The organism is Actinophytocola sp. (genome assembly GCF_009379765.1).
Classification (GTDB): domain Bacteria; phylum Actinomycetota; class Actinomycetes; order Mycobacteriales; family Pseudonocardiaceae; genus Actinophytocola.
This window is the reverse complement of sequence record NZ_WHTD01000013.1, coordinates 19,755-38,638: the sequence shown is the minus strand read 5'-3', so window position 1 is coordinate 38,638 and position 18,884 is coordinate 19,755. Positions and strand designations below refer to the sequence as shown.

Annotated in this window: 19 protein-coding genes; 14 read left to right on the top strand and 5 right to left on the bottom strand. The window is 70.5% G+C overall.

Annotation, left to right across the window (positions count from 1 at the left end; genetic code table 11):
* Nucleotides 1-158: 158 nt before the first annotated feature.
* The 3 genes from GEV28_RS06000 to GEV28_RS05990 all read right to left on the bottom strand — a co-directional run bounded on the left by GEV28_RS06000 (nt 159) and on the right by GEV28_RS05990 (nt 2,418).
* Complete coding sequence (locus GEV28_RS06000) at nt 159-788, bottom strand: HNH endonuclease family protein (RefSeq protein ID WP_291409426.1); 630 nt, start codon at nt 786-788, stop codon at nt 159-161.
* 143 nt (nt 789-931) lie between these two features.
* A complete protein-coding gene (locus GEV28_RS05995) occupies nt 932-1,786 on the bottom strand; it encodes a hypothetical protein (protein WP_291409423.1) in 855 nt (284 codons plus the stop codon).
* A gap of 104 nt (nt 1,787-1,890) precedes the next feature.
* Complete coding sequence (locus GEV28_RS05990) at nt 1,891-2,418, bottom strand: hypothetical protein (RefSeq protein ID WP_291409421.1); 528 nt, start codon at nt 2,416-2,418, stop codon at nt 1,891-1,893.
* 208 nt (nt 2,419-2,626) lie between these two features.
* On the opposite strand from GEV28_RS05990, the gene GEV28_RS05985 reads away from it, so the two are divergent.
* Complete coding sequence (locus GEV28_RS05985; protein WP_291409419.1) at nt 2,627-3,916, top strand: adenylosuccinate synthase; 1,290 nt, start codon at nt 2,627-2,629, stop codon at nt 3,914-3,916.
* 213 nt (nt 3,917-4,129) lie between these two features.
* On the opposite strand, the gene GEV28_RS05980 is transcribed toward GEV28_RS05985, so the two are convergent.
* Nucleotides 4,130-5,236 carry a glycerophosphodiester phosphodiesterase gene (locus tag GEV28_RS05980; RefSeq protein WP_291409511.1) on the bottom strand — a complete coding sequence of 369 codons (1,107 nt, stop codon included), beginning with the start codon at nt 5,234-5,236 and terminating at the stop codon, nt 4,130-4,132.
* 243 nt (nt 5,237-5,479) lie between these two features.
* Between GEV28_RS05980 and GEV28_RS05975 the strand changes: the two genes are divergently transcribed.
* The 12 genes from GEV28_RS05975 to GEV28_RS05920 all read left to right on the top strand — a co-directional run bounded on the left by GEV28_RS05975 (nt 5,480) and on the right by GEV28_RS05920 (nt 17,067).
* Nucleotides 5,480-7,543 (top strand): TRAP transporter fused permease subunit, encoded by a 2,064-nt coding sequence (locus tag GEV28_RS05975; protein WP_291409509.1) that lies wholly within the window; start codon nt 5,480-5,482, stop codon nt 7,541-7,543.
* A gap of 3 nt (nt 7,544-7,546) precedes the next feature.
* Nucleotides 7,547-8,533, top strand: a complete 987-nt coding sequence (locus GEV28_RS05970; protein ID WP_291409417.1) for a TAXI family TRAP transporter solute-binding subunit — start codon at nt 7,547-7,549, stop codon at nt 8,531-8,533.
* A gap of 48 nt (nt 8,534-8,581) precedes the next feature.
* On the top strand, nt 8,582-9,838 hold the full coding sequence (gene purD / locus GEV28_RS05965) for a phosphoribosylamine--glycine ligase (protein ID WP_291409415.1): 1,257 nt from the start codon (nt 8,582-8,584) through the stop codon (nt 9,836-9,838).
* A 125-nt stretch (nt 9,839-9,963) separates the two neighbouring features.
* Complete coding sequence (locus tag GEV28_RS05960) at nt 9,964-10,356, top strand: PE domain-containing protein (protein WP_291409413.1); 393 nt, start codon at nt 9,964-9,966, stop codon at nt 10,354-10,356.
* A gap of 33 nt (nt 10,357-10,389) precedes the next feature.
* On the top strand, nt 10,390-11,010 hold the full coding sequence (locus tag GEV28_RS05955) for a DUF3558 domain-containing protein (protein ID WP_291409507.1): 621 nt from the start codon (nt 10,390-10,392) through the stop codon (nt 11,008-11,010).
* Between the two features lie 7 nt (nt 11,011-11,017).
* Complete coding sequence (locus GEV28_RS05950; RefSeq protein WP_291409411.1) at nt 11,018-12,238, top strand: PPE domain-containing protein; 1,221 nt, start codon at nt 11,018-11,020, stop codon at nt 12,236-12,238.
* A 3-nt stretch (nt 12,239-12,241) separates the two neighbouring features.
* Nucleotides 12,242-13,012: an ESX secretion-associated protein EspG gene (locus tag GEV28_RS05945; RefSeq protein ID WP_291409409.1), complete on the top strand. Its 771-nt coding sequence runs from the start codon at nt 12,242-12,244 to the stop codon at nt 13,010-13,012.
* Nucleotides 13,013-13,096: 84 nt separating this feature from the next.
* The gene (locus tag GEV28_RS05940; protein WP_291409407.1) at nt 13,097-13,399 is read left to right on the top strand and encodes a hypothetical protein; all 303 of its coding nucleotides are present in this window, start codon (nt 13,097-13,099) and stop codon (nt 13,397-13,399) included.
* Between the two features lie 16 nt (nt 13,400-13,415).
* Nucleotides 13,416-14,573: a transglycosylase SLT domain-containing protein gene (locus tag GEV28_RS05935; RefSeq protein ID WP_291409405.1), complete on the top strand. Its 1,158-nt coding sequence runs from the start codon at nt 13,416-13,418 to the stop codon at nt 14,571-14,573.
* Nucleotides 14,574-14,627: 54 nt separating this feature from the next.
* A complete protein-coding gene (locus GEV28_RS05930) occupies nt 14,628-15,107 on the top strand; it encodes a MarR family winged helix-turn-helix transcriptional regulator (protein WP_291409403.1) in 480 nt (159 codons plus the stop codon).
* A gap of 79 nt (nt 15,108-15,186) precedes the next feature.
* Nucleotides 15,187-16,653 carry a DHA2 family efflux MFS transporter permease subunit gene (locus GEV28_RS05925; RefSeq protein ID WP_291409401.1) on the top strand — a complete coding sequence of 489 codons (1,467 nt, stop codon included), beginning with the start codon at nt 15,187-15,189 and terminating at the stop codon, nt 16,651-16,653.
* Between the two features lie 243 nt (nt 16,654-16,896).
* The gene (locus tag GEV28_RS05920; RefSeq protein ID WP_291409399.1) at nt 16,897-17,067 is read left to right on the top strand and encodes a hypothetical protein; all 171 of its coding nucleotides are present in this window, start codon (nt 16,897-16,899) and stop codon (nt 17,065-17,067) included.
* A gap of 71 nt (nt 17,068-17,138) precedes the next feature.
* Here the strand turns inward: GEV28_RS05920 and GEV28_RS05915 are convergent, their stop codons facing one another.
* Nucleotides 17,139-18,161, bottom strand: a complete 1,023-nt coding sequence (locus GEV28_RS05915) for a low specificity L-threonine aldolase (protein ID WP_291409397.1) — start codon at nt 18,159-18,161, stop codon at nt 17,139-17,141.
* Between the two features lie 150 nt (nt 18,162-18,311).
* Between GEV28_RS05915 and GEV28_RS05910 the strand changes: the two genes are divergently transcribed.
* Nucleotides 18,312-18,842, top strand: coding sequence for a SigE family RNA polymerase sigma factor (locus tag GEV28_RS05910; protein WP_291409395.1), 531 nt, complete (start codon nt 18,312-18,314; stop codon nt 18,840-18,842).
* Nucleotides 18,843-18,884 lie beyond the last annotated feature (42 nt).

Here is an 18,884-nt window from a genome sequence, read left to right as displayed (position 1 = left end):
CGTCACTGACTGTCCGACACGAAGATGACCCGATCAATACCGCCCGGTAACCGAGGGTGGAATGCCTGGTGGGTAAGGGAAAGTCCAGACGATCGGCGGGGGCCGAACGGGCGAACGCCCCGGCCGGCGAGCGGTCCCGGGGCGTTCGCGACTGGCGGTCAGCAGTAGCTGAGCATCCGGTACAGCTGGTCCTCCTCGGTCGAGTTGATCGTGAGGGAGTACCGGTACTTCACGTGGATCCACATCTTCGCGTAGGTGCACCAGTACGCGGTCCGCGGCGGCTTCCAGGTCGCCGGGCTCTGGTCGCCCTTCGACTGGTTGACGTTGTCGGTGACCGCGATCAGCTGCGGGTTGGACAGGTCGTTGGCGAACTGCTGGCGCTTGGTCGTGGTCCAGCCCGACGCACCGGTGCGCCACGCGTTGGCCAGCGGCACGACGTGGTCGATGTCCACGTCCGACGCCGCGTACCAGGTGGCCCCGTCGTACGGGCTGTACCACCTGCCCGAGGTCGGATAGCACGACGAGTCGGTCACCACGCTCGTTCCGTCGCGCTTGAGCACGGTCTCCCGCGTGTTGCACGAGCCGGAGATCGTGATCCAGTGCGGGAACTTGTCGCGGGAGTACCCGGACGACGAACCGTCCGGGGCGACCCGGAGGTTGTAGAGCTCATAGCGGGCGGTCGACTCGCTGGGGATGTTGGGTGGTGTGGCGCTCGCGGTTGTGGAGACGGCGACGATGCCGGCTAACGCCAGCACCACCGTGACGAGCAGGATGCCGATCTTGCGCATGACAAACCTCCGTGGCAGGGATCACGGTTGCGAGTCCACTGTCGCGCACGGAGGTGTCGGACAGAAGGTGCGATGGCGAATTCCTGGCGCCCCGCAAAGGAATGCGGCGGCGGAGCCCCCGCACGGCTCCGCCTTCTCGCCCGCTACACCGGGCAGGGCGGCCGGTTGCCCGGCTGCGGGTCGGGCCAGTAGCCGAACCGCGGGTGGCTCGGGCTGAGCAGTGCGGCCGAGCAGCCGCGGGACCGGATCGTCGCGTCGGAGTAGCCGACGCCGCCCTGCAACCCGGAGAGGTTCTCCAGCTGCACCACCGGTTCGTCGAAGTACACGTGCTGCCGGCTGCCCTTCGGTTGCACGCAGGAGGATGGCACGAAGCCCCACACGCCGTAGCCCGCCCCCGGCCGCGGCGCGCTGACCAGTGCGATCGCGCCGTCGGTGGTCACGTACCGGAAGCTCACCCTGGTCATGTCCAGGCCGGGCACCCGCTGCGCGGGGTCGACCACGTCCGGCGTCGTGGGGTTGCGCGTGTAGTTGAGCGACGGCACGCACTCGGGTGTCTGCGCGAGGTTCACGCCGGTGCCGAAGGTGACTCGCCGCCAGCGGCCGTCGACCTGGCGCAGCGAGCGGAACGGCGCGTTGACCGCGCCGACCCAGTCGCGCCAGCGGGCCTCGTCCTCGCCGCACCGTTTCGGCACGCCGTCCAGGCCGCCGGGCTTGCTGGCGTCGGTCAGGTGGCCGCGCAGCACCCAGCCGACCGGGGTCGACATGACGTGCCGCGGGGTGACGCGGACCCGGACCCAGTCGCCGCAGTAGGCGGTGACGTCGGCCGGATCGCCGGCCCGTGCGTTGGCGAGGACCAGCCGGGCCGGCGCGTCGCGGACGGTGGCGCGGTCGCCGGAGATCGTGTCGTTCGCGGCGGCGGCGGCGGCGGGGACGGTGGCCGTGGCGAGCGCGGCGGCGAGGATCAGCGGGACGGCGCGCAGGGTGCGAGATCGTCGCACGGGTACCTCCCGGTCGTGGGTTGCCTGTGCGCTCATTCAGGCAGACCGGGCCGGTGCGGGCACCGGTCGCTGCGCGGACGGGCAAGACCGTTGCACGGCAGGGCTCAGCGGACCACCCGGAGGTCGTCGGTGTGCCGGTACCAGGTCCACCGGCGCAGCGGCCGCTGGTGGGTGACGCCGTCGCGGACGGGGCTGACCGGGTCGCCGCCGTACTGCATGGCGCGGCCGGTCAGCGTGCTGGTCTTGTTGCGCAGCAACCCTTTCCGGACGACCCGGACCTCGAGGCCGAGCACGGGATCGGGCCGGACCTCGACCCGCTCGGCCGGACCGCGCAACGGGACGTCGTCGTCGCAGTAGACCGTGCCGCGGACCGGGGCCAGCACGCCGAGCCCGAGCAGCACCCCGCCCGCGTCGTCGCGAACAAGCGGCACGCGCGATTCCGAGCCGTCCAGCGCGGCGTCCACAGTGTCCTTCGCGAGCCGCCACAGCTTCGCGGCCGGCGAGCCGGGATCGACCGGAACGTAGCCGATCGCGACATCGAGCCGCTCGATGCGCAACAGCCGCAACACGATCGCGGAAAGGTCTGCATCACCGCCGTGGACGACGACATGACCGTCGGTTACGCTTTTCACAAGCGGGTCCACGTCGGATTTGCCCGGTGTGGCGGGGATCTCGTGCACCGAGGATCCCGAGCGTGCGACCAGTTTTCGCCAGTCACCGCTGGTGACGGCGGTGCCGCAACCCAGTATCAACGCAGCCACAAGCTGTCTCCTGGTCTACGCTCCATCACCGGCATTTCGCCAGTCAGAACTCGTCCTGCGGAACCCCGGGGAGTCTCACATGCCGGCCATCGTGCTCATCGGCGCCCAGTGGGGCGACGAGGGGAAGGGTAAGGCCACCGACCTGCTCGGCGAGCGGGTCCAGTGGGTCGTGCGGTACCAGGGCGGCAACAATGCCGGCCACACCGTGGTCCTGCCCGACGGCCAGGACTTCGCGCTGCACCTGATCCCGTCCGGGATCCTCACTCCCGGGGTCACCAACGTGATCGGGAACGGTGTCGTGATCGACCCGGGTGTGCTGCTCACGGAGCTCGCCGGGCTGGAGGCGCGCGGGGTGGACACCTCGCGGCTGCTGCTGTCCGCCGACGCGCATCTGATCATGCCGTACCACGTGGCCATCGACAAGGTCACCGAGCGCTATCTCGGCAAGGCGAAGATCGGCACCACCGGGCGCGGCATCGGACCCGCCTACCAGGACAAGGTCTCCCGCGTCGGCGTGCGGGTGCAGGACCTGCTGGACGAGAAGATCCTGCGGCAGAAGGTCGAAGCCGCGCTGGACGTGAAGAACCAGATCCTCGTCAAGGTCTACAACCGCAAGGCGCTCGACCCCGAACAGGTCGTCGACTCGGTGCTGGAGTCCGGCGAGAAGTTCTGCCACCGGATCGCGGACACCCGGCTGCTGCTCAACGAGGCCCTCGAGCGCGGCGAGTCCGTGCTCCTGGAGGGTTCCCAGGGCACGCTGCTCGACGTCGACCACGGCACGTACCCGTTCGTGACGTCCTCCAACCCGACCGCGGGCGGCGCGTCGGCGGGGTCCGGCATCGGCCCGACCCGCATCACGACAGTGATCGGGATCCTCAAGGCCTACACCACGCGCGTCGGTTCGGGCCCCTTCCCGAGCGAGCTGCACGACGAGATGGGCGAGCGCCTGCGCAAGACCGGCGGCGAGTTCGGCGTGACCACGGGGAGGTCCCGCCGCACGGGCTGGTTCGACGCGGTGATCGCCCGGTACGCCGCGCGGGTCAACGGGATCACCGACTACTTCCTGACCAAGCTCGACGTCCTGTCCGGTTTGGACACGGTGCCGATCTGCGTCGGCTACAAGGTGAACGGCTCGACGGTGTCCGAGATGCCGATGACCCAGACCGACGTGCACCACGCGGTGCCGGTGTACGAGGAGATGCCGGGCTGGTGGGAGGACATCTCCGAGTGCCGGGCGTTCGACGACCTGCCGACGAAGGCGCGGGACTACGTGCGCCGGCTCGAGGAGCTGTCGGGTGCCCGCATCTCGGCCGTGGGCGTGGGCCCGGGCCGCGACCAGACGATCGTCCGCCACTCGATGACCGGCTGACAGTCGCTCGGCACGACCGGCTGTGGCCTCCGGCCCCCGGGTTCAATTCTACCGGCGGGCACCGACGGTTCCGGCCTCTGTGGACAGCCGCCTGTGGACAGCCACGGATTGTCGGTGCCCGCCCGTACGCTGGATCCCGGGGCCGGAGGCCACGCCCGGCAACAACACGAAAGCCGCCCCCGAAACGCGACGAGGGCGGCCTTCGCCAGCCGACTAGCGTCGGGCCAAGCGGTCGTCCCGCTGGGCGATCGCCACGTCCGAGTTGTCCGTGAACAACCCGTCGATGCCCGCTGCCCGGAACGTCGCGATCTCCGCGAACAGGTCGCCGTACTCGGCGGCCACGGTGGAGGACCGGAAGTCCGCCGGCAGGAACGAGTTCTCCGCGCGGAAGGTGTACGGGTGCACGGTCAGCCCGGCCCGGTGCGCGTCCCGCACCAGCGACGTCGGCGACAGCAGGAAGCCTGCCGAGTCCCGCGGGATGACCTGGTTCTTGTCCGGGCCCAGCCCGTCGGCGTAGCGGGCCACGTCACGCAGGCCGGACGCGGTCGTCATGTCGGCGTAGGTGCGCGGGTCACCGGAGTCCACGAAGTCGAACGGCGCCCCGGTCGCCCCGGTCAGCTGCACCAGCGGCACGGTCAGCTTCGGGTCGAGCTCCTTGAGGTTCGACACCTCGAACGACTGCACGTACACCTTCGCGCCGCGCCGGTTCAACCCGTTCTTGTCGAGGATGGACACCAGCGTCGGCTCCAGCGCCTTGCCCTGCTTGCGGAAGAAGGTGGGGTGCTTGGTCTCCGGGTAGATGCCGATCTCCCGGTGCAGCTCACGGGACAGCCGCTTCGACAGGTCGATCACCTCCTGGAAGGTCGGGACCTCGTACCGGCCGTCGTAGATCGTGTTGTGCTGGCGGACATCGGGGATCCGCTCGGCCGCGCGCAGCGTCTTCAGCTCGGCCAGCGTGAAGTCCTCGGTGAACCAGCCGGTCACCTCGACGCCGTCCAGCGACTTGGTCGTCTTGCGGCTCGCGAACTCCGGGTGCCGCGCCACGTCGGTGGTGCCGCCGATCTCCGGCTCGTGCCGGGCGACCAGCACACCGTCCTTCGTGGTCACCAGGTCTGGCTCGACGTAGTCGGCGCCCATCCGCGCCGCCAGCTCGTAGGAGGCCAGCGTGTGCTCCGGCCGGTAGCCGGCCGCACCCCGATGGCCGACCACGGTGAAGTCGTCGCCGTGATGGTGTGCGGTCGTCTGGGCCGCCACCGGCCGGTCCGCGGTCGCCGGTGCGGCGCCCACCAGGGTCAGCACGGCCGCCGCTGCCACGGTCATGCGCAGGAACTTCGGACTCACGGGTTCCTCCTCGCTCGAAAGGCCAGCGCATCCTGTCCGATATGAGCAAACACCACAGGACACCGAAGGCAACGGTGGGATAACGCGGCTGATCATTTCTTCTGTGTGGCAGCAGTCACCGGTAAGTTGCGGTTGGTGACGAGCTCAACGGAGCGCACCGACGCGTCGGAAAGCCCCGTCCGCGTCGGCACCCAGGAGCAGCGACCCGACCTGAGCGACACGGTGGGGGAGCACGACGAGGAGCGCCCGGCGCGGCGGCTGTCCGGCCGGGTGGAGCTGTTCGTGTGGGCCGTCGCGATCGCGATAGCCCTGCTCGTCCTCAAACAGGTCTTCCTGCCCTTCGCCACGGGCAACCAGTACTACCTGGTGGTCTTCCTCGGCCTCACGCTGCCGCTGGTGTTCCTCTGCTACCGCCCACGCGGCCGGCGCGTCGAGCCCACCGAGCCCACCGAGTCCGCAGAGTCCGCAGAGTCCGATGACGACACCCCCACGCTCGCCAGGAACGACAACCCGGGTCCGCTCGACTGGGGGTTCGCCGCGATCGCGCTGCTGGTCGGGCTCTACCCGGTGATCCCGCTCGCGATCGGCGACTTCGGCGGCGGCTACGACGCGTTCCTGAACCGCCAGGGCATCCTGTCCACTTCGGACATCGTGGCCGGCACGCTGCTGCTGATCCTGGTCCTGGAGGCCACCCGGCGCACGACCGGCCTGGTGCTTCCCGTGGTGTGCGTGGTGTTCCTCGCCTACTCCTACTACGGCGGCTACCTGCCGCAGAGCTGGGACGTCGCGCACGCCGGTGTCGACTTCAGCCAGATCATCAACGCGCTGTACAACGACCAGAGCGGGTTCTACGGCATCCCGCTGGACGTGGCCGCCACCTACATCGTGCTGTTCACGATCTACGGCGCGGTGCTCGCGTCGTCGGGTGCCGGCACGTTCTTCGTCGACCTGAGCTTCGCGGTGTTCCGCCGCTCGCGCACCGCGCCCGGCCGGACCGCGGCGCTGTCCGGGTTCCTGCTCGGCACCGTGTCCGGCTCGGGCACCGCGACCACGGTCAGCCTGGGCGCGATCACCTGGCCGGTGCTGCGGAAGGCCGGCTATCCCAGGGAGAACGCGGGCGGGCTGCTCGCGGCGTCCGGCATCGGCGCGATCCTGTCGCCGCCGACCCTGGGTGCGGCGGCGTTCATCATCGCCGAGTACCTCGAGACCTCGTACCTGACCGTGCTGGTCTGGGCGATCGTGCCGACACTGCTGTACTACCTGGGCATCGTGTTCGCGGTGGAGGCCGACGCGCGACGGTTCGGCGCGAAGCGGGTGGACATCGAGACGCCGCCGGTGCGCACGCTGCTGCTGCGCGGCGGCTACCACTTCCTGTCGCTCGCGATCATCGTGGTCTTCCTGGCGCTGGACATCCCGCCGTTCACCGCGGTCGTCTACGCCACCGGGGTCGCCGCGCTGTTCGCGCTGGTGTCCCGGCTGGTCACCGCCGGAGCCGACGGCCCGGTCGCGGCCTTCCTCGGCTGGCTGCGCGCGCTCGCCGACTCGCTCGCCGAGGGCATCCGCGGCGCGCTGCCGGTGATCGCGGTCTGCGCGGCGGCCGGCGTGATCACCTCGACGATCACCAAGACCGGCCTGGGCCAGGTGTTGGCCGCGGCCCTCGTGGACGCGGCGCAGGCCCTCGCGACGAACCCGACCGTCGTGCTGACGCTGACCGTGGTGTTCGCCGCGGTCGCGGTCGGGGTGCTCGGCCTCGCGGTGCCGGTGACCGCGTCGTTCATCATCGCCTGGGTGGTGCTCGGCCCCGCGCTCGCCGACCTGGGCGTCGCGCCGCCCGAGGTCGCGATGTTCATCTTCTACTACGCGGTGCTGTCCGAGGTGACCCCGCCGACCGCGCTCGCGTCGGTGGCCGCGGCCGCGATCACCGGCGGGTCGGTGATGAAGACGATGTGGCAGACCTGGAAGTACACGCTGCCCGCGTTCCTCGTGCCGATCGCGTTCGTGCTCACCGACAACGGCTCGGCACTGCTGCTGCAACAGCCCGCCGGCACCGTGCTGTGGGTCGCCGTGGTCTCCGCGCTGGGCGTGGCGGCCCTCGCGGTGCTCACCGGCGGCTGGCTGTTCGGGCCGGCGCGCTGGCCGGAGCGGGCCCTGTGCGCGGTCGCCGCCCTGCTCCTGCTCTACCTGCAACCGCTGTCGATCGCGATCGGCGTCGGGTTCTTCGTCGTCGCGATCGTCGTGCATCTCCTCATGCGTTCCCGGGAAACCGTTCGAGGACAAGGAGCTTGAACCATGCGAGCAACGCGGATCGTCGCCGGCGTCGTGGCCGTCGGGCTGGTCGTGGCCGGCTGTGGCGGCAAGCGTCCGGCGGACTCGGCCCAGGACTCCGGTTCGGGTGGGTGTGAGGCCGCCGAGGGCCGGGTCACCATCGCGACCGGCAACACCGGCGGCGTGTACTACACGCTCGGAGGCGGGCTGGCGCAGCTGATCAGCGACAACACGCCGATCAAGGCGAGCGCGGCGGAGACCGGCGCGTCGGTGCAGAACATCCAGCAGCTGGCGGCAGGCGACTACGACATCGCGTTCTCGCTGGCCGACACGGCCGCGGACGCCGTCGAGGGCACCGGCAGCTTCGACGGCAAGAAGCAGGACATCTCGGCGCTGGCCCGGATCTACTCGAACTACACGCAGGTCGTGGTGCGTGCGGACAGCGGGATCAACAGCGTCGAGGACATGCGCGGCAAGAAGATCTCGACGGGCTCGCCGAAGTCGGGCACCGAGGTGATCGCGAACCGCCTGCTGGAGTCGGCGGGCCTGGATCCGGCCTCGGACGTGTCGGCGCAGCGGCTGGCCCTGCGGCAGACCGTGGACCAGATGAAGTCGGGCCAGATCGACGGCTTCGTCTGGTCGGGTGGGCTGCCGACGCCCGAGGTCACGGACCTGACGACGTCACTGAAGGACGACGTGAGGTTCGTCGACATCACCCCGCTGCTGCCGAAGATGCAGGAGATCAACCCGGTGTACGAGGAGGGCAGCCTGCCGGCCGACACCTACCAGCTGGCGGCCGACGTGCCGACGATCGTGGTGCCGAACATGCTGTTGGTGCGCAACGACTTCCCCGAGGGCGACGCGTGCGCGATCACGAACCTGATCTTCGACAAGAAGGACGACCTGGCGAAGGTCCACAAGGCCGCGAACGACCTCGACCGCAAGCTCGCCGTGGAGACCGACCCGGTGCCGCTGCACCCCGGCGCGCAGCGGGCTCTCGGCACCGACTGACCGTGCCGATTTAGCAGGTCGGCGCTTCGGCATCTACGCTCTCTGATCGTGCGTGTCCTGGTGATCGGGTCGGGCGCGCGTGAGCACGCGCTGGTGCTCGCGCTGTCCCACGACCCAGCGGTGACCGCGCTGGCGTGTGCGCCGGGCAATGCCGGCACCGCGGCTCTTGCCGAGTCCTATGGTGTCGACGTCACCGAGCCGTCGGCGTTGGCCGACCTCGCCGTGGAGTGGCGGGCCGACCTGGTCGTGGTCGGCCCGGAGATGCCACTCGTCGCGGGCGCGGCCGACGCGGTGCGTGAGGTGGGCATCGCCTGCTTCGGCCCGTCCGCCGAGGCGTCACGCATCGAGGGGTCGAAGGCGTTCGCGAAGGACGTGATGGCGGCGGCGGGTGTGCCGACCGCGCACGCCGAGATCGTGGACAACCCGGCCAAGCTCGACGCCGCGCTGCGTCGCTTCGGCCCGACCTGGGTCGTGAAGGACGACGGCCTGGCGGCCGGCAAGGGCGTCGCCGTCACCGATGACCTGGCCGCGGCCCGCGCGCACGCGATGACACTGCTCGAGGACGGCCACCCGGTCCTGCTGGAGACGTTCCTGGACGGTTCGGAGGCGTCGCTGTTCTGCCTGGTCGACAACACGACGGTCGTGCCGCTGCTGCCCGCGCAGGACTTCAAGCGCGTCGGCGACGGCGACGCGGGCCCGAACACCGGCGGGATGGGCGCGTACGCCCCGCTGCCGTGGGCACCCGCCGGCCTGGTCGACGAGGTGGTCGCGAAGATCGTCCAGCCGGTGGTCAACGAGCTGGCGGCGCGTGGTCGCCCGTTCTCGGGTCTGCTGTACGCGGGCCTGGCGCTGACGTCGTCCGGCCCGCAGGTGATCGAGTTCAACTGCCGCTTCGGCGACCCGGAGACCCAGGCCGTGCTGGCGTTGCTGCGCACCCCGCTCACGGGGCTGCTGCTCGCGACCGCGACCGGCACGTTGGCCGCCCACCCCGCCCCGGAGTGGTCCGACGGCGCCGCGGTGACAGTCGTGATCGCGGCCGAGGGCTACCCGGGCTTCGCCCGCTCGGGCGACGTGATCACCGGCTCGGAGTCCGACGGCATCCTGCACGCCGGCACCCGCCGCCGCGAAGACGGCGCGATCGTGTCGTCGGGCGGTCGCGTCCTGTCGGTGGTCGGCTCCGGGGACACCCTGCCGGCCGCGCGCGAGGAGGCGTACCGGAAGGTGGCGCTGGTGCACCTGGCCGGCTCCCATCACCGCACCGACATCGCGCTGAGGGCCACGAAGGGCGAGGTCACCCCGCTCTGACGGGTTCCCCCTTTCAGCGGAACCGTGCCCGGCTTTTCTTCGTCAAAGTTCAGGTCGGCCTTACTGTGGCCTTGGTAGCCTGCGGAGCGGGATCGGTCAGTCACAACGAGTGGGGAGCGTCGGGGATGCAGATCATCGGTGACTTCGGCCGCGGCATCAGCGAGGCGTTCTCGCAGGTGGAGAAAGCCACCCGCGGCGTCACGTCCGGCACCTTCACGGTTGACCAACACAACGTCCTGGCCGCCGCCAAGATCATCGAGGGTCAGGCGGACGCCCTTCGGGAAACCTGGCGGAACGCGCGCCGCGACATGCGCATCGACCCGCCCGGCTCGGACGATGTGAGCACCCGTATCGCGTCCGCGTGGAACGATCGGCTCCTCGCCGCCGACGACTCGTACGCCAATCGCGTCCTGGAGTACATCACCGGCCTCAAGAAGCTCGCCGTGCAGCTGGGCGACACCGCGAAGGCCTACGGGTACACCGAGGACCAGATCGAAGCCGCGTTCAAGGGGCGTTAGGTAGTGCCGATTCGAGGTTCAGAGCGGGTGATCATGGGCGTGTTGCTGCTCGCGCTCGCCAGTGGATGTACTGACTCCACCGGTGGCACCGCGACCCCGGGGGACACCACCGAGACGAACGAGGCACCGCCGAATTCGTCTGACGCGCCGAGCGAATCGGGCGATGCCGATCCGACGGTCGAGATCCCGCCACGGCCGGCGGACCTGCCGCTCGACGGGGTCAAGCCGTGCACGCTGTTCACCCAGGCCCAGCTCACTCAGTTGGGGATCACCGACCCTCCAAGCCCGAAGACCGCGGAGGGTGAGTTCGCCGGGCCGGCGTGTGATCTCGACATCGCGACCGTCGAGACCTTCTACGGCTACGAGGTCGTGGCCATCACGGACGAGGGAATCGGCCCCTGGTTGACGGGCAAGCGGAACGTGGAAGCGCGGCTTGCCGAAGTAGCGGGATATCCGGCAGCCACGTACTGGTTCCGCGGTGCCGGGGGAAGTAAGACCGTCGACTGTGCCACGTCGGTCGACGTGGCAGATGGTCAGCAGCTCATGGTGACTGCGGACAACGACTCCGACCATAAGTTCACGCTCGACCAGTTGTGTCAGATGGCGGAGACGGCGGCCGGTATGGCGATTCAGACTTTGCAGACGTTGAGGTGAGGGAGTTATGGACGGGGACTACGGACTCAGCAATCTGCGCTTCAATGGTTATTCGAACGAGGAGCTCGCTCAGCAGGTCGACGGGCTTCGGGACGGGGCCGGGTCCGAGACGCTGCACAATGCCGTAGCCGCGCTCGTCAGCCTCGCCGACGGGCTCGCCGAGACCGACAAGACGCTCCGCAAGGGGCTCGAGAAGGTCGGGGTCACCTGGCAGGGCGAGGCGTCGGAGGGTGGCGCTGGCGCCACGGAGAACGCCTCCATCTACGCCGACGACGCTCAGGAGCCCGTGACCGACTCCGCCAAGGGGGTCGACACCCAGGGCGCCAGCTTCTCCACCACCCGCAACTCCGCGCCCGAATCCTCCGTCCTGCGCGGCCCCTCCCAGGAGAACTTCGGCGACCGGGTCGCCGGGGTGTTCGGCTACACCACTGACCACGCCGAGGACGTTCGCGCCACCAACGAGGCGCGGGACCAGGCCGTCGACGGCATGAACGGCTACCAGTCCAGCAGCTCCGACGCGCTCGGCCGGTCGCAGGCCCTCCCGGTGCCGCCCGGCATGAACCTCGTCGCGCAGCCCGTCGAGCAGAACATCGGCACGACCACCATCTCCGGGTACTCGCCGAACGGCGGGCTCAACCCTTCGGCCGCCGGGACCGGCGGTGGTGGTGGCGGGAACAACGTGCCTCTCGCGACCGGTGGCGGTGGTGGCGGCGGGCTCCCGCCGACGGCCGGTGGCCCGCCGAACGTCGGGCTGCCCGGCAACACCACCGGCGTCGGGCCGGTCAGCCAGCCGGGCCTGCCGACCGCGCCCGGAGCGGGGCCCGGCGGCCTGCGACCGCCGCTCAACCCGATGGTCATGGGCGAAGCCGCGGCCATGATGGGCGCAGGCGGTGCGGGCGGGGCCGGCGCGGGCGCGCAGGGCGACCGCACGCTGCGCGGCGGCGGTGCGGGCGGAGCCGGAAAGACACCGGTCAAGGGGGCCACCCCGCTGGGTGCGGCACCCGAGGAAGAGACCCGGGCCGCCCGCAACGCCGAGCGGTTCGGCGCCAAGACCGGGCGGCCGGGATCCTCGATCATGCAGCCGGCCGCGGGCGGCCGGCGTGGTGAAGGTGAGGACGACCAGGAGCACGTGCGCCGCTTCGGTATCGACTCCGGGGACGTGTTCGACGACGACCGGGTGGTGGCGCCCGAGTCGATCGGCGACGACCCGGATGAAGACCGCGTCTGACGCATGGCCGCAAGCGGGACCGTGGTGCTCTCCGCACTCGAGTTCGACGTGCTCTGGGAGCGCGAGCGACTGCCACGCAAGCACGAGGCGCTCGGTGTGCCGAGCCCGGGGAAGACGCACACCGAGCGCGCCCAGCTGGTGGCCCAGGCGCTCGCCGGTCTCCAGCAGCGTGGCCTCGCCGACGGTGAGCGCGCCAAGCCGGAGCTCGCCGACCTCCTGAGCCTCCTCGCCCACCCCCAGGTCTGCCTCGACAGCTGGGTGTGGACCGACCGCCAGATCTCCTCTCTCGCGGTGGTCTCCGGCCACTCCGCGCTGCTCGCCGCCGTCGACGGTGGCGAGGTGTGGCTGATCCCCGCCCGGGACACCGCCATCGCCGAGGCGGCCGTGTCCGTCGCGGGCGACGTGCTCGCCGGGCCCGGCTACTCGGTCAGCGTGCCCACCGACGTGCTCAAGGCCGCCGACAAGGAGTCGGGCGGCGACCGGCGCGAGTTCGCCGCCGCCCTGATGCGTGGCGGCGTCGCCAACTCCGACGCCAAGACGATGTCGGACATGGTCGCCGGCATGGGTATCCGCGGTCAGTTCTGCGCCTCGCGTATGCAGCGTGACCAGCGGATGGTCCGCGCCGACCGGATCGTCGCGTTCCATGACACGGCGCAGGGCCGGTACGTCTACCTGGCCAGGCCCAACAACCACGGCCGGCTGTGGAGCACGGTCACCCCGGCCGACAACCAGCGGTTGGCCATGTGCCTGCGCGAGCTGCTCGACGAGGTCTGAGTCCCTAGAGTGCACGGCGGAACCACAGGGCGGGCGGCGCCGTCAGAGGCGCAGGCCGCACCGGGGGTGGGCGAAGGGGTGAACATGGCGTCCTACAACATCGAGGCGATCAACGCCTGCATACAGAAGGCGCAGGACTACACGTCCAAGTACGGCGAGATCGCCGACACCTTCCCGCAGGTCTGCTCGGTCCCCGCGGCATACGGCGAGCTGCCCAGCTCGGCGGCTGTCTCCACCGCGGTCGACGACCTCAACAGCCTGCTGAACACCGAGTTCGGTGCCGCCGAGGGCAGGCTCGACGGGGTGGCTCGCGCGCTGGACGCGGTGTCTCGGACGGTGGATGACACCGACCAGGCCCACGCCGACGCGATGACGCAGCGGGTGTGAACGGGAGGACGACACCGTGACAGCGGCTGAGACCCTGGCCGGCTACGCGGGCGGCGACGCGGTCGCCACCGCGGCCGCGAAGGTCGCCAACGCGAACAGCGGCACCATCACCGAGGCCGCCACCCGGCTCACCGACGCGGCGAGCAACGTCGGCACCTACGGTGGCGAGGTCGCCGGCGGCGTCACCCAGCTGGACGCGGCCTGGGAGGGCACCTCGGCCGACGCGTTCGTCGCCTACATGGGCAAGTTCGCCAAGGCCGGCACCGACATCGGCACCGCGATGTCCGACGCGGCCGGCGCACTGGAGGACGTCGCGGGCGCCATCGACGACGCCAAGCACTTCGTCTCCACCCGCTGCGACCAGGCGCTCCGCGAGATAAGGGGCTGGCTCGACGACCACCCGCAGGCCACCCAGCAACAGCTCGACGACCACACCGAGGGCATCTGCTCCGAGGTCGCCGGCGACATCGACACCCACCTGCAGAGCACCGAGCAGACGTTGGCCGGTGCGCTCGGCACGATCAACGGCGCCAAGACGCCCGCGTCCACGTTTACCGGGCTCAGTGAGCCCAACTCCCAGCCGTTCACCCCGCACCCCGGCCAGGTGGTCGAGTGGACGCCGACCCCGGAGCAGGAGACCACCCCGGCCGGCACCGACGAGCCGGGCCAGTCCACGAACAACTCGCGCACCACCAACGGCTCGGGCGGCGACTCGAGCGGCTCGGGTGGCTCGAGCGGCGGCGGCGGCGGAGGTGGTGGCGGCGGCAGCTACTCCGGCCCGTCCAGCGGTGGCCCGCCCGCGGGCGGGCCACCGCCCGGCAACGTGCAGGAGTGGATCCGCCAGGCCATCGAGGAACTGCGCAAGCAGGGCATCAACGTCTCCGAGGCCGACGCCCAGCGCATCTGGCAGATCATCGAGCACGAGTCCGGCGGCAACCCGCACGCGATCAACGACTGGGACTCCAACGCCGCCAAGGGCACCCCGTCCAAGGGCCTGATGCAGTGCATCGACCCGACCTTCGACAGCTACAAGCTGCCTGGTCACGGCGACATCTGGAACCCGGTCGACAACATCTGCGCCGGCGTGAACTACGCGCTGTCCCGGTACGGCTCACTGGCCGACGTGCCCGGCATCAAGGCCACCGAGGGCGGCGGCGGATACGTGGGCTACTGATAGTTCCGTCACCGGATTATCTGTTAGCGAACCTAACGGGCGTACCCTCGGGGTATGACCACGACCCGCGTCGATGCCGCCGCGGACGCCGACCTCGCGTTCCTGCTCGGGCACTCGAGCCACGTGCTCACCACTGAGCTGACCGCGCGGTTGGCCGACCTCGGCATCACCCAGCGCAGCTACTGCGTGCTGTCCAAGGCGGTCCCCGGCGATCGCACCCAGATCCGTCTCGCCGAGCTGTGCCAGATGGACAAGACCACGATGGTCGTCACCGTCGACGAGCTCGAGAAGGCCGGCCTGGTCGAGCGGCAGCTGTCCCCGACCGACCGGCGCGCCCGCATCATCGTCGTCACCGACGAGGGCACGCGGGTCGTCGAGGAGGCCGAGCGGATCGTCGCCGACGTCTATCGCGACGTGCTGAGCGTGCTGCCCGAGGGCGAGCGGGAGATCTTCGTACGGAGTCTGGCCAGGCTGGTCGAGGAACGCCTGTGCACCCCCGTCCCGTGCGAGCGCGCGCCCAGGCGGCGCATGTAGTTAATCCCACAGCAGATCGTCTGTTACTAGACTATCTGTTACGGTCGTTCCTGGAGCTCATAGTCCAGGAGGCGACCCCATGTCCCAGTTCGTTGGCACCCGACGCGACGCACGCTGGTCAGCGCTCGTCGTGCTGTGCGCGGGGATGCTGATGATCATCCTCGACGGCACCATCGTGAACGTGGCGTTGCCGGTCATCCAGGCCGATCTGGCGTTCACCCAGTCGGGCCTGGCGTGGGTGGTGAACGCCTACCTGATCCCGTTCGGCGGCCTGCTGCTGCTCGCCGGCCGCGCGGGTGACCTGATCGGGCGCAAGAAGATGTTCCTGTCCGGGCTCGTCGTCTTCACCCTGGCCTCGCTGCTGTGCGGGTTCGCCGGCAGCCAGGCGATGCTCATCGCCGCCCGGTTCGTCCAGGGCGTCGGCGGCGCGATGGCCGCCGCGGTGATCCTCGGCATGATCGTGACGATGTTCCCCGAGAAGGGCGAGCGGTCCCGCGCGATCGGCGTGTTCAGCTTCGTCGCCGCGGCGGGCGGCTCGATCGGTCTGCTCGCGGGCGGTGTGCTCACCCAGGCGATCAGCTGGCACTGGATCTTCTTCGTCAACGTCCCGATCGGCGTCGCGGCGTTCCTGTTCGCGGTCCGGCTGGTGCCGGGCGAGCGCGGCATCGGCGTGCGGCACGGTGCGGATGTGATCGGCGCGCTGCTCGGCACGTCCGGCCTGATGCTCGGCGTGTACACGATCGTCAAGGCGGCCGACTACGGCTGGGGCTCGGCGCGCACGCTGATCGCCGGCACGGTGGCCGTGGCGCTGATCGCGGCGTTCGTGGTCCGGCAGGCCCGGGTGGCGAACCCGTTGCTGCCGCTGCGGATCTTCGCCTCGCGCAACGTCACCGGCGCGAACCTCATCCAGGTGCTCATGGTGGCCGGGATGTTCAGCATGTTCTTCCTCGGCGCGCTGTACCTGGAGAAGGTGCTGGGCTACGACCCGCTGCGGATCGGGCTGGGCTTCCTGCCGGTCGCGGTCGGCATCGGGACGCTGTCGCTCGGCGCGTCGGCCCGGGTCAACGCCCGGTTCGGTGAGCGGAACGTGCTGATCGGCGCGTTGCTGCTGGTGCTGGCCGGGCTGCTGCTGTTCACCCGTGCGCCCGTCGACGGCAGCTACCTCACCGACATCCTGCCCTCGACCGTGCTCATGGGCGTCGGCGCCGGCCTCGGCTTCCCGGCCCTGATGACGCTGGCCATGTCCGGTGCCACCGAGGACGACTCGGGGCTCGCGTCGGGTCTGGTGAACACCACGCAGCAGGTCGGCGGCGCGCTGGGCCTCGCCGTACTGGCGACGCTGTCGACGTCACGCACCAACGGTCTGCTTGCGGCCGGCGAGTCGCCGGTGGAGGCGTTGACCAGCGGGTACCGGCTGGCGTTCGGGGTCGGCGCGGCGCTGGTCGCGGTCGGCGTGGTGCTCGCGGTGGTTGTGCTGCGCCGCCCGGAGCCGGAAGAGGCGGAGGAGGTCGAGGTGCCGGCGCGGGTCGGACTCGAGGTCTCGTGATGCCCGCGGGACCTCGACTTTCCCCGGCCGAGGGCCACCACCTTCATCCGCATGAGCGTCGCCGGTCCACCCGACGACATCCCGAAGGCGCTGCGCCGGCCGGGTTCCTGGCTCGGCGGACGCCGAGGGTTTTCCCCGATGTGCGCGGGTGGCCGCTCTGGTTGACTGGAGTGGAACCGCCGATGAGCGCCATTCGTTCAACCGGCAAGGCCACCTTGGCCGGTTTCGGGGAGGTTGACCCACATGCTGCTGAAGATCGTCGGCGCGATCGTCGTCATCTGGTTGGCGTTCGCGGTGCTCGGGGTGGTGTTCAAGGTGCTCGGCACCCTGCTCATCGTCGGTGCCGTGATCACCGTTGGTGCCATCGGCTACGCGGCCATCAAGGGAAGCTCCAACCGCAAGCAGATCCGCTGACCGTCGCGCCCGCGCGGGCGCACACACCGTCGCCGACCGTGTCACGGCCGGCCGACGATGTGTGGGCCGGGCTAGGACTGGAGTCGCGCGATGCGGTCGAGCACCTCCGCGATGTCCGCCGGGGACAGGTCGCGGTGGGTGATGAACCGGATCCGGCCGCCCATCGGGCCGGCCAGCACGCCCGCCCGCGCCAGGGCGTTCAGCATGTGTCCGATGTCCGGCGCGGACGCCATCACGATGTTGGTCTCCGGGCGGTTGACCTCCCAGCCGAGGCCTGCCAACCCGGACGCCAACGTCGTCGCGTTCGCATGATCCATGGCCAGCGACGGGATCCGCTCCAGCGCGACCAAGCCCGCCGCGGCCAGGATGCCGCCTTGGCGGACGCCGCCGCCCAGCATCTTGCGGACCCTGCGGGCCTCCTTGGCGAACGACGCCGAACCGGCCACCACCGACCCGACCGGCGCGCCCAAGCCCTTCGACAGGCACACCTGGACCGTGTCCACCCCGACCGTGAGCGCGGCCGGCGGCACCTCGAGTGCCACCGACGCGTGCCACAGCCGGGCACCGTCCAGGTGTACGCGTAAGCCCACGTCGCGTGCGGTGGCCACCAGCTTGGCGTGCTCGTCCGGCGGCGTGACGGCCCCGCCGCCGGCGTTGTGCGTGTTCTCCAAGCACAGCAACGTGGTCCGCAGCGCGTAGTAGGGGGTCGCGGCGCTCCCGGCGTTGCGTACCGCCTCCACCGGGATCCGGCCGGGGCGGTCACCCCACTCCACCGGCTCCGGCACACCGCCGGAGAGCCAGGAGCCCGCGCCGAGCTCGTTGTCCAGCACGTGCGATCCGCGGGCCGCCAGGAAGCGGTCACCTCGGCGCAGGTGCACGGTCAGTGCGATCAGGTTGCCCATCGACCCGCTCGGCACCCACAGCGCGGCCTCGACACCTAACAACTCGGCGACACGTTCTTCGAGTCGCCGCATCGTCGGGTCGTGGTCGAGCACGTCATCGCCCACCTCGGCGGCGGACATGGCGAGCCGCATCGCCTCGTCCGGCTGGGTGACCGTGTCCGAGCGGAGATCGATCTGCCTCGTGTATGTCACGATCCGATCACACCACATCCGCGTGAAGGCATCCCTGGGGGCACCTCACGCGTCTAAGGGGGTGGCGTAGATCTCAGGTGACGGTCCATGCAACCGTGGACACCCAACGTTCCGTCCCCGGTGTGCAGACGACGAGCGGAGAGAGTCCGCGTGGAAGAGCGCGACGAGCAGGACTTCGCGGAGTACTTCGTGGCGCGGCGTGACGCCGTGCGGCGTTCCGCGTACCTGCTCTGCGGTGACTGGCACCGCGCGGACGACCTCGCGCAGACCGCGTTCGTCGCGTTGCACCGGAAATGGCGCAAGATCCGGGACCGCCGGGCCCTGGACGCCTACGTCCGCAGGACGCTGGTGCGCGCGGTGATCGACGAGTCCCGCCGCCCGTGGCGGCGGGAGCGGTTCGTCGACGAGCTGCCCGAGGTGGCGCAGCCCGGCGGCGACGGTGCTGGCGAGATCGGCAACGCGGTCGCCACGCGAGCCGCGCTGCTCGACGGTCTGCGGCGGGTGCCACCCCGGCAACGGGCGGTGCTCGTGCTGCGGTTCCTCGAGGGACTGGACGTCGCGGGCACGGCCGAGGCGCTCAAGTGCTCCGAGGGCACCGTGAAGAGCCAGACGGCCCGAGGGCTGACCGCGCTGCGGGAGGCGCTCGGGGACACGGTCGACGACCTCAAGTCGGCGATGTGACGAGCGATGTGACGAGCGATGCGATGAGGGAGGTGGACGTCG

Bases quoted from the DNA above. Each gene is read 5' to 3' on its own strand.
- GEV28_RS05945 (WP_291409409.1), top strand. From the start codon at position 12,242: ATGGCCGCAAGCGGGACCGTGGTGCTCTCCGCACTCGAGTTCGACGTG.
- GEV28_RS05920 (WP_291409399.1), top strand. From the start codon at position 16,897: ATGCTGCTGAAGATCGTCGGCGCGATCGTCGTCATCTGGTTGGCGTTC.
- GEV28_RS05950 (WP_291409411.1), top strand. From the start codon at position 11,018: ATGGACGGGGACTACGGACTCAGCAATCTGCGCTTCAATGGTTATTCG.
- GEV28_RS05955 (WP_291409507.1), top strand. From the start codon at position 10,390: ATGGGCGTGTTGCTGCTCGCGCTCGCCAGTGGATGTACTGACTCCACC.
- GEV28_RS05930 (WP_291409403.1), top strand. From the start codon at position 14,628: ATGACCACGACCCGCGTCGATGCCGCCGCGGACGCCGACCTCGCGTTC.
- GEV28_RS05940 (WP_291409407.1), top strand. From the start codon at position 13,097: ATGGCGTCCTACAACATCGAGGCGATCAACGCCTGCATACAGAAGGCG.
- GEV28_RS05925 (WP_291409401.1), top strand. From the start codon at position 15,187: ATGTCCCAGTTCGTTGGCACCCGACGCGACGCACGCTGGTCAGCGCTC.
- GEV28_RS05980 (WP_291409511.1), bottom strand. From the start codon at position 5,236: ATGACCGTGGCAGCGGCGGCCGTGCTGACCCTGGTGGGCGCCGCACCG.
- GEV28_RS05970 (WP_291409417.1), top strand. From the start codon at position 7,547: ATGCGAGCAACGCGGATCGTCGCCGGCGTCGTGGCCGTCGGGCTGGTC.
- GEV28_RS05960 (WP_291409413.1), top strand. From the start codon at position 9,964: ATGCAGATCATCGGTGACTTCGGCCGCGGCATCAGCGAGGCGTTCTCG.
- GEV28_RS05985 (WP_291409419.1), top strand. From the start codon at position 2,627: ATGCCGGCCATCGTGCTCATCGGCGCCCAGTGGGGCGACGAGGGGAAG.
- GEV28_RS06000 (WP_291409426.1), bottom strand. From the start codon at position 788: ATGCGCAAGATCGGCATCCTGCTCGTCACGGTGGTGCTGGCGTTAGCC.